Source organism: Brachybacterium sp. p3-SID957, from assembly GCF_025144775.1.
GTDB classification, from domain to species: Bacteria; Actinomycetota; Actinomycetes; order Actinomycetales; family Dermabacteraceae; genus Brachybacterium; species Brachybacterium epidermidis.
Map to the genome: position 1 here is coordinate 1 of NZ_JALXKT010000074.1, position 14,699 is coordinate 14,699.

The 14,699-nt window shown below is 70.8% G+C and carries 12 protein-coding genes; 4 read left to right on the plus strand and 8 right to left on the minus strand.

Annotated elements, in window-relative coordinates:
• The first annotated feature begins 52 nt into the window (after positions 1-52).
• Positions 53-1,093, plus strand: a complete 1,041-nt coding sequence (locus M3B01_RS12980; protein ID WP_259792669.1) for a DnaJ C-terminal domain-containing protein — start codon at positions 53-55, stop codon at positions 1,091-1,093.
• Positions 1,094-1,204: 111 nt separating this feature from the next.
• Positions 1,205-1,642, plus strand: coding sequence for a heat shock protein transcriptional repressor HspR (locus M3B01_RS12985; protein WP_259792670.1), 438 nt, complete (start codon positions 1,205-1,207; stop codon positions 1,640-1,642).
• A 12-nt stretch (positions 1,643-1,654) separates the two neighbouring features.
• Here the strand turns inward: M3B01_RS12985 and M3B01_RS12990 are convergent, their stop codons facing one another.
• The 4 genes from M3B01_RS12990 to M3B01_RS13005 all read right to left on the minus strand — a co-directional run bounded on the left by M3B01_RS12990 (position 1,655) and on the right by M3B01_RS13005 (position 5,328).
• Positions 1,655-2,662 (minus strand): glycosyltransferase family 4 protein, encoded by a 1,008-nt coding sequence (locus tag M3B01_RS12990; RefSeq protein ID WP_259792672.1) that lies wholly within the window; start codon positions 2,660-2,662, stop codon positions 1,655-1,657.
• A 77-nt stretch (positions 2,663-2,739) separates the two neighbouring features.
• Complete coding sequence (locus M3B01_RS12995) at positions 2,740-3,402, minus strand: TVP38/TMEM64 family protein (RefSeq protein ID WP_259792674.1); 663 nt, start codon at positions 3,400-3,402, stop codon at positions 2,740-2,742.
• A complete protein-coding gene (locus tag M3B01_RS13000; RefSeq protein ID WP_259792676.1) occupies positions 3,399-4,652 on the minus strand; it encodes a glycosyltransferase family 4 protein in 1,254 nt (417 codons plus the stop codon). The genes M3B01_RS12995 and M3B01_RS13000 overlap by 4 nt, the downstream gene beginning before the upstream one ends.
• A gap of 193 nt (positions 4,653-4,845) precedes the next feature.
• Positions 4,846-5,328: a YbhB/YbcL family Raf kinase inhibitor-like protein gene (locus M3B01_RS13005; RefSeq protein ID WP_259792677.1), complete on the minus strand. Its 483-nt coding sequence runs from the start codon at positions 5,326-5,328 to the stop codon at positions 4,846-4,848.
• A 99-nt stretch (positions 5,329-5,427) separates the two neighbouring features.
• Between M3B01_RS13005 and M3B01_RS13010 the strand changes: the two genes are divergently transcribed.
• Together M3B01_RS13010 and M3B01_RS13015 are read left to right on the plus strand one after the other, a co-directional pair.
• A complete protein-coding gene (locus M3B01_RS13010; protein ID WP_259792678.1) occupies positions 5,428-6,729 on the plus strand; it encodes a hypothetical protein in 1,302 nt (433 codons plus the stop codon).
• Positions 6,726-7,508: an aspartate/glutamate racemase family protein gene (locus M3B01_RS13015; protein ID WP_259792680.1), complete on the plus strand. Its 783-nt coding sequence runs from the start codon at positions 6,726-6,728 to the stop codon at positions 7,506-7,508. Before M3B01_RS13010 ends, M3B01_RS13015 begins: the two co-directional genes overlap by 4 nt.
• Before the next feature lie 72 nt (positions 7,509-7,580).
• Here the strand turns inward: M3B01_RS13015 and M3B01_RS13020 are convergent, their stop codons facing one another.
• From M3B01_RS13020 to M3B01_RS13035, 4 genes are all read right to left on the minus strand, one after another.
• Positions 7,581-8,837 (minus strand): carboxylate--amine ligase, encoded by a 1,257-nt coding sequence (locus M3B01_RS13020; RefSeq protein WP_259792683.1) that lies wholly within the window; start codon positions 8,835-8,837, stop codon positions 7,581-7,583.
• Between the two features lie 14 nt (positions 8,838-8,851).
• Entirely contained in the window at positions 8,852-10,705 is a 1,854-nt protein-coding gene (gene asnB / locus M3B01_RS13025; protein WP_259792685.1) for an asparagine synthase (glutamine-hydrolyzing), read from the minus strand.
• Positions 10,706-10,844: 139 nt separating this feature from the next.
• The gene (locus tag M3B01_RS13030; RefSeq protein ID WP_259792689.1) at positions 10,845-12,560 is read right to left on the minus strand and encodes a glycoside hydrolase family 13 protein; all 1,716 of its coding nucleotides are present in this window, start codon (positions 12,558-12,560) and stop codon (positions 10,845-10,847) included.
• Positions 12,557-14,611, minus strand: coding sequence for a glycoside hydrolase family 13 protein (locus M3B01_RS13035; protein WP_259792691.1), 2,055 nt, complete (start codon positions 14,609-14,611; stop codon positions 12,557-12,559). Before M3B01_RS13035 ends, M3B01_RS13030 begins: the two co-directional genes overlap by 4 nt.
• Positions 14,612-14,699 lie beyond the last annotated feature (88 nt).

Here is a 14,699-nt window from a genome sequence, read left to right on the forward strand (position 1 = left end):
ACCACCCCACAGATCTCAATTTCCCTGACGCTCCCGGAAGGAGGCGCTCCACATGTCCGGACAGGACTGGCTCGACAAGGACTTCTACCAGGTCCTCGGCGTCTCTAAGGACGCGAGCGCGGAAGACATCAAGAAGGCCTACCGCAAGAAGGCCAAGAAGCTCCACCCCGACCGCAACCCCGGCGACAAGCAGGCCGAGGAGCAGTTCAAGCAGGTCGGTGAGGCCTACTCGGTGCTCAACGATCCCGAGGAGCGCCAGAAGTACGACGCGATCCGGGCCATGGGTTCCGGCGGTGCCCGCTTCGCTGCGGGCCCCGGTGGCCCGGGCGGCGCCGGCGGTGCAGGCTTCGACGACATCTTCTCCGCCATGTTCGGCGGTGGTCAGGGCGGCTTCAGTGGAGCCCGAGGCGGCGGCCCCGGCGGTTTCAACCCTGCCGGCGGCGGGCCCGAGCCCGACCTCGACGACCTGCTGCGCATGTTCGGCCAGCAGGGCGGCGCACCCGGCGGTGGCTTCGGCTTCGGCGGCGGGCATGGCCCTCGGCCCAGCGCCGGCCAGGACATCGATGCCCGCACCCGCATCAGCTTCCGCCAGGCGGCGCTGGGCACCGAGGTGCGCCTGAGCGTCGACGGCCGCACCGTCACCGCCCGCATCCCCGCCGGGGTGCACGACGGCCAGCGGATCCGCCTGCGCGGCAAGGGCCGGCCCGGCCACGGTGGCGGCCCCGCCGGTGACCTGATGCTCACCCTGGAGGTGGACGAGCACCCGGTGTGGAGCGCCGATGGCGCCGATCTGCGGATCACCGTGCCCGTGTCCTTCGACGAGGCAGTGCTGGGCACCACCCTGACCGTGCCGCTGCTGGACGGCGGCACCGTGGGTCTGAAGGTGCCCGCCGGCACCCCGGCCGGCCGCACCCTGCGCGTGCGCGGCAAGGGCCTGGTCACGACGAAGCGCACCGGTGACCTGCTGGTCACCGTGCAGGTCGCGGTGCCCACCCACGTGGAGGGCGCGGCGCGCAAGGCCGTGGAGGACCTGCGTGACGCGCTCGCCGACGAGGATCCCCGTGCCGGCCTCGCCGAGGCCGCTGCCCGCTGATCGATCCACGCCCGGAGCGATACACGCCCGGAGCGATCCACGCCCGGAGCGATCCACGCCCGGAGCGATCCGCACGCTGAGAGAATGAACCGCAGGAAGGAGTGATCCCTGATGAGCCCCCACCGCATCGACGAGCGCGCCCCCGTGTTCGTGATCTCGGTGGCCGCGGAGCTCTCCGGGATGCATCCCCAGACCCTGCGTCAGTACGACCGCATCGGCCTGGTCTCCCCCCGCCGCACCGCCGGCCGTGGACGCCGCTACAGCGCCCGCGACATCGCCCAGCTGCGCGAGGTGCAGCGGCTCTCCCAGGAGGAGGGCATCAACCTGGCCGGCATCAAGCGGATCCTCGCGCTGCAGGACGAGGTGGCCTCCCTGCGCGAGCAGCTCGGCGCAGTGCACGAGGCCATCGAGGAGATGGCCGCCCGCTCCGGCGGCCGTGTGTTCTCCGCCGACCGCTCCGGCCGCGTGACCTCCCTGCGCCGTGGGGAGAGGCCCGAGCGCCCGCCCGGCGGTGCGCTGGTGCTGTGGCGGCCCGACCGCCGGCGCTGACCGGCGATCCTCTCAGGACCGACGGATGACCCCCTCGGCCTCGTAGATCCCCGCCAGGTGCTCCGCGACCCGGCCCAGGTCCACCTCCTGCGCGGCGGCCTGACCGGCTGCGGTGAGATCCGGCAGCTCGCCGTCCAGCAGGGCCCCCAGGCGCTCCTTCACCGTGGCGGGGAAGCTGGGGCCGTTGCCGGGCACCATGTGGGTGACCGCCCCGTCGGGCAGCCAATCGCGGTAGATCGGGATGTCCCTCAGCAGTACCGGGGCCCCGCACGCCAGGGCCTCCAGCAGCACGATCCCCTCGGTCTCCTCCTTCGTGAGGAAGCAGAAGGCGTCGGCCCCCGCGTACGCATCGCGCAGGACCTCAGCCCCCACGTACCCGGGGAACAGGCAGTTGGCGGGGGCCGAGGCGATCGCGGCTTCGACGTCCTTGGTGATCAGTCGCGGATCGGTGTGGCCGTACCAGACGAAGTGCACCTCTGGCATGGAGCGCGCCACCTGGACCCAGTCCAGGATGCCCTTGCGCACCATCTGGATGCCCACGCTCATCACCACGCGCGACTCACCAGGCAGGCCCAGGGAGTCCCGCAGGCGGCCGCGGGCCGAGGCGTCCGGGCGGAAGAACGAGGTGTCCACCCCGTTGGAGAGCACGTGGATGCGGGTGCGGATCCCGTACTTCGGCTGGGAGACCAGGCTGCGCGAGTACGGGGTGGGGGTGATCACGGCGTCGCCCCGCCGGTACAGCAGCGCGATCCACCGGCGGAACAGCGGCGCGATCCGATTGGCGCCGGTGAAGGAGTCCCGGAAGTCCTCCTCCGTGGAGTGCGCCCACATCAGCACCGGACGGCGCCGCAGGCGCGCCCACCACGACAGCAGCAGCGTGTCCGGGAACGGGGTGTTCAGATGGATCACGTCGAAGGGGCGCAGCGGGGATCGGACCACCTCGTGGCCCAGGGAGCGCACCGCCTGCTCCTGGTGGCGGATGGCCGCCCCGATGCCGGACTGCTTGGCGATGCGGGCCATACCCGTTGGCATCAGCACCCGCAGCGGGCGGGCAGGGCGGACCGGGCGGGTGTTCGGGCGTGCGTGAGGCCGGCCCGTCACCATGGCATGAACTTCACCAGCAGTGCGGAGACGCCCAGGCCATAGGCGATCAGCGACCACGGCTTGCAGGTCAGGATGATCAGCAGGTAGGTGCGCCACCGCATCCGGGTGGTGCCCGAGAGATAGCACAGCAGATCGTCCGGGGCCACGGGCAGGGCGATCGCGGTGGCGAACACCCGCGTGAAATGGGGGCTGCGTGTCCAGCCCAGCGCCTTCTCCACCGCCTTCGGGGAGAACACCCGCTCGATCAGTCCCAGACCCACCTGTCGACCGATCGCGAAGTTCGCGAAGGAGCCGGAGCACACCGCGAGGTAGTTGTACAGGGTGCCCTCCAGCGGCCCGAACAGCACGGGCCCTGCCACCACCAGCAGCCCCCCGGGGATCACCGGGAAGATCACCGAGGCGATCGAGACCATCAGGAACGCGATCGGGCCCCAGGCGCCGAGGCCGTCGATGAAGGCCTGCAGGTTCTCCAGGGAGCGCAGCACACCGGCCTGCCAGCCCCACCACACCAGGCCGATGCTGACCGCCAGCCCCAGCAGGGGCGAGAAGCGAGCTGCGACCCGCAGAGCATCGCAGCGGGGGGCGCCGACCGCCGGGCGATCAGCCCGGACCGCGGAGCGCGGGGGCGGCTTCACGAGCGCGTCGGCGGTGCTCATGCCGGCACCGGTTGACGGGTCAGGATCCGCGGCGCGCGGCGGCTGCGCAGCTGCTGGTACACCTCCAGCACCGCCCGGCCGAACTCGCGGGCCCCGCAGGTGGCGTGGGCGTGCTCCACCGCCGCACCGGACATCGCCTCGCGGGAGATGCGGTCCCCCAACAGCTGGTCCAGGCGCTCGCAGAACTCCTGCTCGCCCTCCACCTGCCAACCGGTGACCCCGTCGATCACCACCGGGTCCAGGGACGGGTCGCGACGGCACAGCAGCGGCAGACCGCAGGCCAGCGCCTCGATGAACGTGAGCCCCTGGGTCTCGCTGAGGGAGGCACTGACGAACACGTCCCCGATCCGGTACCAGCGCTGCACCTCGGAGGGATCCACCACCCCGACGAACAGCACACGGTCGGTGATGCCCAGCGTGCGGGCCCGGTGCACCAGCTCCTCGCGGTAGGGGCCGTCGCCCACCAGCACCAGCACGGTGTCCTCGCGGCCGGAGGCCGCCACGTGGTCCAGCACTTCGTCGAGGTTCTTCTCCTTGGCCAGGCGACACACGGACAGCAGCACGCGCTGGTCGGGGCGCACCCCGATCGCGGCCCGCAGGGCAGCGGCGTCCTCCCTCTCTGCGGCCGTGGTCGCGGGCCGGAACCGCTGCAGGTCCAGGCCCGTGGGCACCACGTGGATGGGCCGGCGCACCCGGTACGAGCGCAACAGGCGCGACACCTTCTGGGTCGGCACGATCACCGCATCCGTGCGCTCCAGCAGGCGGCGCGAGAACGAGGCCACCACCCTGCGGCCCACGGTGCGACTGGGGGAGTAGTAGTGCGTGTAGTCCTCGTAGATGGTGTGGTACGTGTGCACCAGCGGCACCCCCAGGGTGCGGGCGATGCGGCGGGCCCACACGTGGGTGGAGAACTCGCACTGCGAGTGCACCACGTCCGGCCGCCACGCCATGATCTCGCCCAGCACGTGACGGTTCGCCGGCATGCCGATGCGGGCATGGTCGTACACCAGCTGGGCGGAGAGAGAGCCGATGTGGTAGACACCGCCCTCACTCCACGTGCGCATCCCGTCGGAGAGGGTGAGGACCCGCACCTCGCAGCCCAGGGCCTCGAGCTCGCGCCGCAGGGTGCTGACCGAGGCCACCACACCGTTGACCACGGGCTCCCACCAGTCGGTGGTCAGCAGCACGCGCAACGGCCGCTCCGGGTGGGGGACGTTCCGCTCCTGGGGGCGGAGCCTCAGCTTGTTCACCCCTCGAGCATCCCACCCGGTGCGCGCAGGCGCCTCCGACGGAAGGCCGAACCGGGTCAGACCGGGGTCTGATCCCGGTACCGACCTTCCACGGTGCGTGCCCCTCGCCTTCATGTCACCGAGACTACGGTCCCGCGGCGAGCACCACGACGGGGCACGCCCTCCGTGTCACGGAGAGTTCCCCCCTTGTACCTCAGTCGGATACCTGATAAGTCGCGGTGAGGGAGGCGGAGCCCAGCTGCTGGGTGAAGATCGCGAAGCGGATGCCCACGTGCGGATCAGCAGGGTCGGCCCCCAGGGACTCCACCGGCAGCGCATGCACGGTGAAGACGTAGCGGTGCGCGGGGCCCGGTGGGGGGTTGGGGCCGTCGTAGCCCGCGCGGCCGAAGTCATTGGTGGCCTGCGTGAGGGAGTCGTCCTGGCGCCCCACCCCGGCGGGAAGGGACGTGGTGGTGGCGGGGATGTCCCAGGCCACCCAGTGCCAGAAGCCGGAACCGGTGGGAGCGTCCGGGTCGTAGCAGGTCACCGCGAAGCTCTTCGTGCCCTCCGGGGCACCGGACCAGGAGAGATCCGGGGAGACGGAGGAGCCGTCCTGCTCGGGAGCGAGGTGCTCACCGGAGACGACGGAGCCGTCGGGAAGGGCGGAGGAGGTCAAGGTGAACGTGTTCTCGGTCATACCCCCAGCGTAGGCAGGACTGCCGGGGGTGTCGAGACACATCAACGCGGCCCCCGGGGCGCCGCAGCGGGCAGTGGTTGCCTCTATACACTGACGCTCATGTCTGCCCCGCACCCCCAGGACTCCCTGCCCGCGTTCATCCCCGTCGTGGTGGGCGGCGACATCGGCGCCTACTCCCTGGCGCGCGCCTTCCACGAGGCCTACGGCATCCGCTCAGTGGTGATCTCCCGACTGCAGGGCTGGCACATCTCGCGCTCGGCGATCATCGAGAACGTGCGCTGCGCGGACCCGTTCGACGCCGCCCAGCTCGCCCCCGTGCTGCAGGACGTCGCCGCCGCGCACCCTGAGGGACGACTGCTGCTGCTGGGATCGGCCGACGCCACGGTCAAGGCCATCATCCGGGTGCGCGACGAGACGGACGCCCTGGACGAGCGCTGGGTGGCCCCGTACGTGGACCTGGCGACCTTCCGCGCCGGCACCGAGAAGCAGAACTTCACCGAGCTGTGCCGGCGTCTGGATATCGCTCACCCGCTCACGCGCGTGTTCGACCTCGCCGAAGATCTGCCGGCCGACGTCGACGGCCTCGACGTCCCCTTCACCTACCCGGTGATCGCCAAGCCCGCCGAGGTCTCCGAATGGAAGAAGTCGGACTTCGCGGGCAAACAGAAGGTGCACACCGTGGACAGCGCCCAGGACCTGCTGGAGCTGCTGCGCCGCATCCAAGGGGCCGGCTACCGCGAGTCGATCATCGTGCAGGACCGCATCCCCGGTGACGACCAGAACATGCGGATCCTGACCTGCTACTGCGATGCCGACTCCGTGGTGCGGTTCTCCTCCTTCGGCCGCACCCTGCTGGAAGAGCACAGCCCCGGCGCCATCGGCAACCCCGCCGCGATCATCACCTCCGTGGACCGCGAGGTCACCGCCCAGGCCCAGCGCCTGTGCAAGGAGCTCGGCTGGACCGGCTACGCGAACTTCGATCTCAAGTACGACCCGCGCGACGGCGCCACCAAGTTCTTCGAGCTGAACCCTCGCCTGGGCCGCTCCAACTACTACGTCACCGCGGGCGGCCACAACCCGGTCACCTGGTACGTCGACGAGCACCTGGGCGCGGGGCTGCCCACCGAAGGACCCGGCTCCGGCGAAGGGGCCGACGGGATCGTGCAGGATCAGCCCGAGACGCTCTACACCGTGGTACCGGTCGCGCTCGTGAAGCACTACACGACCCTGCCCGACGCGAAGGAGCAGCTCACGCGCGTGCTCGACGCCAAACGCGTGAAGAACCCGCTGATCTACCGCGGCGTCGAGAGGAACCCCCGGCGCTGGGCGATGATCGCCGCAGCCATGACCAACTACGTGCGCAAGTTCCGCCGCTACTACACACCGGGCGACGCCGCATGAGCGCCCTCCCGCCGAGCAGCGAGCAGGCTGCGCTGGACCCTGGCACCTGGTCGGCGCCCGTGGTGGGCGTGCTCGGCGGTCTCGGCCCCGCCGCCACTGCGGTGTTCCTCGACGTCCTGGTCCGCGCCACCAGTGCGCCCACCGATCAGGACCACCTGGATGTCATCGTCAGCCAGCACTCCTCGACACCGGACAGGACCGCCGCGATCCTCGACCCGACGGCTCCCGATCCCGGCCCGGTGATCGCTCGGGATGCGCGCGTGCTGGAGCGGATCGGTGCCGAGATCCTGGTGCTGCCCTGCAACACCGCCCATCACTTCGTGCGCGCCGTTCAGGAGGCGCTCAGCGACCGTGTCCGCTTCCTGTCGATCGTGGAGCACACCTCCGCCACCGCCGCGCATCGCGCCGGCGCCGAGCGACCCGTCGCGGTTTTCGCGACCGAGGGCAACATGCGCGCCGGGGTCTATCGGGATGCGCTCGAGCGGATCGGTCAGCCCAGCTGGGAGCCGCCGCGCGCACTGCAGGAGAGCATCAACACCCTGATCTACGACCAGGTGAAGGCCGGAGCCCCGGTGGACCGCGACCTCTTCGACCGCTGCATCGACGAGGCGATCGATGCCGGTGCCGGTGTGGTGGTGCTGGGATGCACCGAGCTCTCGGTGATCTTCGACCAGCACGGCTTCCGCGGCGATGAGCGCATCGTCGACTCACTGACCGAGCTCGCCCTGGCCACTGTGACGGCCGCCGGCAAGGACATCAGCCCCGCTTTCCGCCGCTGAGATGCCGTGCGACCCGCCGATCGCGAGGCCCCACGAGGATCAGCGCGGGACCGGGCACCGCGCGCCGGCGGATCAGAAACCGCTCTCGGTGGGCCGCGGATAGTGGCGCAGGAACTTGCGCACGTGGTTCAGCCCCACGAGCTGGGCATAGCGGCGCGCCCACCCACCATCGGGCCCGTAGACCCAGGGGTTCGCGACCTTCTCCCGGGCGGCCTGCTTGACCTTCGCGCGCAGCTGCGCGTCCAGCACGTAGCGCAGCATGAAACGCACCGGAAGCAGCGTGTACAGGATCGAACGGGTCACCACGACCGGCTCGATCGCCGCACCGAGGATCGCGTCGGAGACCACGAATCGGGCCACGTTCGCCCCGGCCGCAGTGACGTAGAAGTTGTTGCGGCCGATGCGCGGATTGATCTCGAAGAACTTCCACTCACCGGTGCGCGGATCGCGTTTGACGTCGAAGTTCGCGAAACCGCGGTAGTCGATCGCATCCAGCACCCGGCGGGCCATGTCCAACAGGTCGTCCTGCGCTGTGGTGATCATCGAAGCCGGTCGGCCCAGCGCCTCCGCCGTGTGCTCCTCGAGCAGCACCTGCGCGCTCGAGAGCAGTGTGACCTCGCCGCGACCATCGCGGTAGGCGGTGATGGACCACATCGCGGTGTCATCGCCGGGCACCAGCTCCTGGACCACGAAGCGGCCGCGGAAGCCGGCCTCGCGGTGGCGGCGCCACAGATCGTCCAGCTCCTGCTGGGACGGGATGAAGTAGACCTTCCGGTATCCGGGGATGGTCAGACTCTGCAGGTCGCTGGCGCGGGTCACCTTCGCCACCACCGGGAACGGCATGTCCAGCGGCGGGATCGGGGAGTCGTCGGCCAGGTCGACGATCTCGGTGACCGGCTGGGAGACCTCCAGGTCGCGGCACAGCTGGGCGAACTCGCCCTTGTCGACGATCCGGCGCAGCGCCGCGTCGGAGGGGATCGGCAGACGGTAGTGCTTCTCCAGCACCTCGCGGTGGCGGGCGAACAGCTCCACGAGTGCGTCCTCATTGCACAGCAGGAGCAGCGGGCGCGGTTCCAGACCCCGGATGCGGTCCTCGGCGGCGCGGGTGCGTGCGATCGTCAGCAGCTCGGCGATGACGTCGTCATCGGTGGCGGAGGCGCCCAGCTCGCGCACCACGGAGGCGGCGCTGCGACGCTGTGCCTCCACGGCGATACGGGTCACAGTGGTCGAGACGATGCCGTATTCGGCGTGCAGCGCTGTCGCGAGCGTGTACACGCCCAGACCGGTGCCGACCAGGACGGCGTCGAATGCGGGGGTGTCGGCGGACATGCGGCCCTCCTGGGTCATCGCTTGAGGAAGAACTCGTCGTGCCAGACGAGGAAGCAGTAGATGGACCAGATGCGCTTCATGCCGCCGTCGACGCCCTCGAGATGGCGATCCAACAGAGCCATGATGTGGTCCTGGTCGAAGTAGGTGCGGGCCGCATCGGAGGCGAACATCGCGCGGACCCGGCCGGTGTAGGGCTCCTGGCGCAGCCACTCGTTCAGCGGGACCGGGAAGCCGAGCTTCTTCTTGTCGGCCGTGGCGCGGGGAATCACCTGCCTGGCGGCGTCGCGCAGCGCCACTTTGGTGTTCTCACGGGTGACGCGGTGCTCGGAGGGCAGGCGGCGGGCGGTCGCCCACACCGCGCGATCCAGGAATGGCACGCGCAGCTCGAGGGAGTGCGCCATCGACATCTTGTCGGCCTTGAGATTGATGTCGTGCATCATCCAGGTCTGGATGTCGGCGTACTGCATCGCGGTGATGTCGTCGTAGCCGGAGGCCTCGTCGAAGATCCGACGGGTCCGCTCGGCAGTGGGCACGGCGGCCTGCGCCGCAGGGGACCCCTTGCGCAGCACCTGCATGCGCTCAGCCTCGCTGTACACGTACTGCTGACGGAAGAAGCGCTCGCGAAGCGGCTTGGCGGCGCGGGAGAGGAAGCGTCGGCCCGGCACCTTCGGCAGGCGCGCAGCGGCGGCGCCGACGGCGCGGCGCAGCGGAGCCGGCACCTTCTGGTACAGCTCGTAGTCCAGCGGCTCGCGGTACTGGTTGTAGCCGCCGAACAGCTCGTCGGCCCCCTCGCCGCTCATCACGACCTTGACGTGCTCAGCGGCGTGCTTGGTGAGGAAGAACAGCGGCAGTGCGGACGGGTTCGGCAGCGGCTCATCCATGTGGTACTGGATCTGGGCGACCGCGTCGAAGGTCTCGTCGGCCCCCAGCACCTTCGCGGAGAAGTCCACGCCGATGTGTTCGGCGAAGTCCCGTGCGTAGGAGAGCTCGGAGAAGCGCTCCTCGCTGTAGCCCACGGAGAAGGCGCGCACGTGCTCAGTCCGGGAGGCGAACTCGTGGGTGATGTACGAGGAGTCGATGCCGGAGGACAGGAAGCAGCCCACCTCGACGTCGGCGATGCGGTGCGCGTCCACACTCTCCGAGATGGTCTCGCGGATGCGGCGGACCCACTCGTCGCGATCCGGCGCGGACTCAGGTGCGAAGTCCGGGACGAAGTAGCGCTGGATGTCGAGCTCGCCGTCCGCATAGGTGAACATATGGCCCGCCAGGAGCTTCTTCACGCCGCGGAACAGCGTCTGCTCGCCGGGGATGTACTCGTAGCTGAGGTAGTCCGGCAGGACCTCCTCGTTGACCTCCTTGACGAAGTGCGGATGCGCCAGGAAGGACTTGATCTCGCTGCCGTAGAGGAAGGTGCTGTCGTTGTGCTGGTAGTAGAACGGCTTGATGCCGAACGGGTCCCGGGCGCCGAACAGGGTGCGGGCCTCGGCGTCCCAGATGACGAAGGCGAACATGCCGCGCAGGCGGGTGACGACCTCCTGGCCCCACTCCTCATAGCCGTGGAGGATCACCTCGGTGTCGGCGTGGGTGCGGAACACATGTCCAGCGGCCTCGAGCTCGGCGCGCAGCGCCGGGAAGTTGTAGATCTCACCGTTGAAGGTGATCCACTTCGTGCTGTCCTCGTTCGGGATCGGCTGATGGCCGTGGTCCAGATCGATGATGGACAGACGGCGGAACCCGAGCGCGGCATGCTCGTCGACGTAGTAGCCGTCGCTGTCGGGGCCGCGGTGGACGATCAGATCGGCCATCGCCCGGACGACGTCCTTGCGGTCCTGCGTGATCGAGTCGACGAATCCTGCGATTCCGCACATGGGCAGTTACCTCCGAGAGCATGGACCTGGCCGAGGTCACGACCGAACCGAGTATAGGAAGTCGGCGCGCGCCCCCCCCGAAGAAGGGCGGGGGCGCACAGCGCGTGTCGGTCTCAGATCACGTCGCCGCAGCGCCGCCTCAGACAGAGACGCCGGGTCCGACCAGCCAGAGCGCCGTGTCGGGGCCGACCGCGGCATGGTCAGCCGGCTCGGAAGCCGAGCCCAGCACGACGCGGGCGCCGTCGGGCAGCGGCAGATCCTCCAGCGGCACCGCAGCGTGGGTGGTGTTGACCACGACCAGCACCGGCCCGTGCTCCACCATCAGCACGCCCTGGGGGGCGCTGTCGGTGAAGCGGACCTCGTCGCCGCGGCCGTGGGCGCCCAGGTTCAGCGCCTTCCGCAGTCGCAGCGCCTCGCGGTACATCTCCAGGGTCGAACCGGCCACGCCCTCCTGACGGTCCGCGGCGAGTTCGCCGAACACCGCGGGCTGGGGCAGCCAGGACGCGCCGGTCGCAGAGAAGCCGAAGGCGGGGGCATCGGCCTGCCAGGGCAGCGGCACCCGGCAGCCGTCGCGCCCGGGCACGCCCGCACGCTTGTGGGCGGGGTCCTCGCGCAGCTCGTCGGGGATGTCGGCCACCTCCGGCAGCCCCAGCTCCTCGCCCTGGTACAGGTAGGCCGAGCCCGGCAGGGCCAGCATCAGCAGGGTGGCGGCGCGGGCTCGCGCCAGGCCCAGCTGCGCGTCGGGGTGCTCCTGGCGGGACAGGCCCTCGCCGAAGCGGTGCTCGGGAGGGAAGCCGTAGCGGGTGGCGTGGCGGATCACGTCATGGTTGGACAGCACCCAGGTGGTCGGCGCCCCCACCTCGTCGGCCAGCCGCAGCGGCTCGGAGATGGCGTGCTGGAAGGCCTCCACGTCCCAGCGGGACTGCAGGAAGCCGAAGTTGAACACCTGGTGCATCTCGTCGGGGCGCACGTACTTGGGCATCGAGGCCTCGGGGATCCAGGCCTCGCCCACCATCATCCGCTCGCCGGGGTACTCGTCCAGGATCGCGCGCCACTCGCGGTAGATCGCGTGCACGCCGTCGTTGTCGAAGTAGACGGGCACCTCGCCCTCGGGCACCACGGCCATCCCCTCGGAGTCGACGGGGGAGTCGGGCAGGCCCTCGGGCTTGACCATGCCGTGGGCGACGTCCACCCGGAAGCCGTCCGCCCCGCGGTCCAGCCAGAAGCGCAGCACGTCCGCGAACAGCTCGTGCACGGCGGGGTTCTCCCAGTTGAAGTCCGGCTGGGTGGTGTCGAACAGGTGCAGGTACCACTGCCCGGGGGTGCCGTCGGCCTCAGTGACGCGGGTCCAGGCGTCCCCGTGGAAGATGGACTGCCAGTTGTTGGGCGGCAGCTCGCCGTGCTCCCCGCGCCCCTCGCGGAACATGTACATCTCGCGCTCGGGGGAGCCGGGGGCAGCCGCCAGGGCCTGCTTGAACAGCACGTGCTCGCTCGAGGAGTGGTTGGGGACGATGTCCACGATCACCTTGAGGCCCAGCTCGTGGGCACGGGCGATCAGCTCGTCGGCGTCGGCGAGGGTGCCGAAGCGGGGGTCGACGTCCCGGTAGTCCGCGACGTCGTAGCCGCCGTCGTTCTGCGGGGAGGTATAGAAGGGGGAGAGCCACACGGCGTCGGCCCCCAGCTCGGCGATATGGGGCAGGCGGGCGGTGATGCCGGGCAGGTCGCCCATGCCGTCGCCGTCGCTGTCGGCGAAGGATCGCGGGTACACCTGGTACACCACGGCGTCGCGCCACCACTGGCGGTGGGCCTGCTCGGTGGCGCGGTGGTCAGCGGTGACGGGGGCGTTCTGGGTCACGGGGTGTCCTCCTGGACGGGAGCGGTCGGGGCCGGGCCATCCGGCCCGGGGGTCATGGCAGCGCTGCGGGACAGCAGCGTGATGGTGGCGCCGGGGCTCTCGGCCTCCAGGGCCAGGACCTGGCCCGCGGCCGATGCGCGTGCACCGCCGATCGCGGCGAGGGCCTCGAGCGCCTCGGTGGGCGGGAGATGGGCCAGGTCGATCTCCACCCTGCCATGGGCGGCGCGGGCGAGGTGCACCAGGATGTCCCCGGCAGGGTGCGTGCGCAGCAGGACGAGGGAATCCTCACCCATGTGCAGCCACTGGATGCCGCCCCGACGCAGCGCCGGGTGCCGCCTGCGCAGCGCGAGCAGTTCGCGCAGCACCGGCCAGATCCCGGGATCGATCTGCTCCTCCACCACGGTGGAGGGCTGCACCGGCTCGCCCCGTCGCACGCGGTCGACGGCCTCCCAGGGCATCGGGGTGCGGGAGTGTTCCCCGGTCAGGCCCTGCAGCCCCAGCTCGTCGCCCGAGAACACCGTGGGCACGCCGGGCAGGGCGGCCAGGGCGGTGATCGCCACCAGGTGCGCCTGGTGGTCGCCCACCACGGTGCGGGTGCGCGGTGTGTCGTGACTGGACAGCTGGTTCTGGGAGTGCAGGCGGGAGGGCCAGGGCAGGTGCGCGTTGTAGTCGCGCAGGGTGCGGGCCGCTGCCCAGCCGGGGATGCGCGGTGCGGTCATCGGCAGGCCCAGCCAGTTCAGCGGGGAGCCCTCGGGGCAGAGCCACGCCCACAGGGGACGGGTGAAGCCGGTGTAGTTCATGGTGCCGTGCCAGCCGTCGCCGGCCAGGTCACCGCTGGCGTCATGACCGTGCTCCGCCAGCAGCCAGGTGTCCCGCCCGGTGTGCTCGCGCACCTCGCGCATGGTGGCGCGGATGGTGCGGGCCACCTCGTGGGTGAGGTCCTCCGCACCGTTGCGGCCGGTCATGTTGGCCACGTCGATGCGCCACCCGTCCGCGAGGAAGGGCGCGCGAAGGTAGCGGCCCACGACGCTGTCCGGCCCGGACAGCAGGCGCTCGCGCAGCTCCGGGGAGGAATGCTCGAGCGAGGGCAGGGCGGGCACCCCGATCCAGCAGCGGTAGTCGGCGGGGTGCTCGTGGAAGCGGTAGAAGCCGGCCTCGGTGCTGCCGGCATCTGCCTGGGCGGTGCGGAACCACTCATGGGTGTCCCCGGTGTGGTTGGTGGTCAGGTCCACCATCAGCCGCATGCCCCGCTCGTGCAGCGCCCGGGAGAGCCGCACCAGGGCCTCGTCCCCGCCCAGCAGGGGGTCCACACGGTCGAAGGTGCTGGCGTCGTAGCGGTGCGCGGAGCCGGCGGGGAACACCGGGGTCAGGTACACCACGTCGGCCCCCAGCTCCTGGATGTGGTCCAGGTGCTCGATCACCCCGTCCAGATCACCGCCGTAGAGCTGCTGCCCGTTGACCATGCCGTCCAGTGCGGGCGGCTCGTCCCAGGCCATGGGGCGGGCCCAGTCCGGCAGCTGGTCCGGGGCGAAGCGGCCGTGCTCATCGGTGGGGGAGGCGGCGGAGCGCGCGAAGCGGTCCGGGAACACCTGGTACACCACCGCGTCGTCCACCCAGTCCGGTGCCGGCTCGTGCGCCACCAGGCGGAAGTCGGTCGCATCGGCGACGTCCCAGGGGACGATGCCGGCTGCGGTCAGCCACGCGTACCTCGGCACCTCTGCGCTTGCTTCCGGATCGCCCACCAGGCAGAAGCGGTAGGGCTGGACAGGGTTCACCACCGTCGTGGTCACCGCGAACCAGGTGCCGCCCGGCAGGGCGGCATGGGGCTGCTCAGCTGCCAGCACCGCCGTGGAGATCTCCCCATCGACGATGGTGCGCAGCGCGACGGCGCTGACCGGCCAGCTGTGCGGCACCCACACCCGCAGCTCCACCTCCTCCCCGAGCGCCCGCGGCGGGCGTGGCACGAACAGCGGGCCGGAGTCGTGCATCGGCTGCTGCGGCAGGGGAACCCCGGTGGGATCGGCCGGGGCGGTGGGGGCAATGGTGCTCATGGGGGTCCTTCGGGTCGGACGGCGCAGGGCGGGCAAGGCGGGACGGGGCGCGGAACGAGGAGCCGACGCGACGACGAACCGGCGGGGC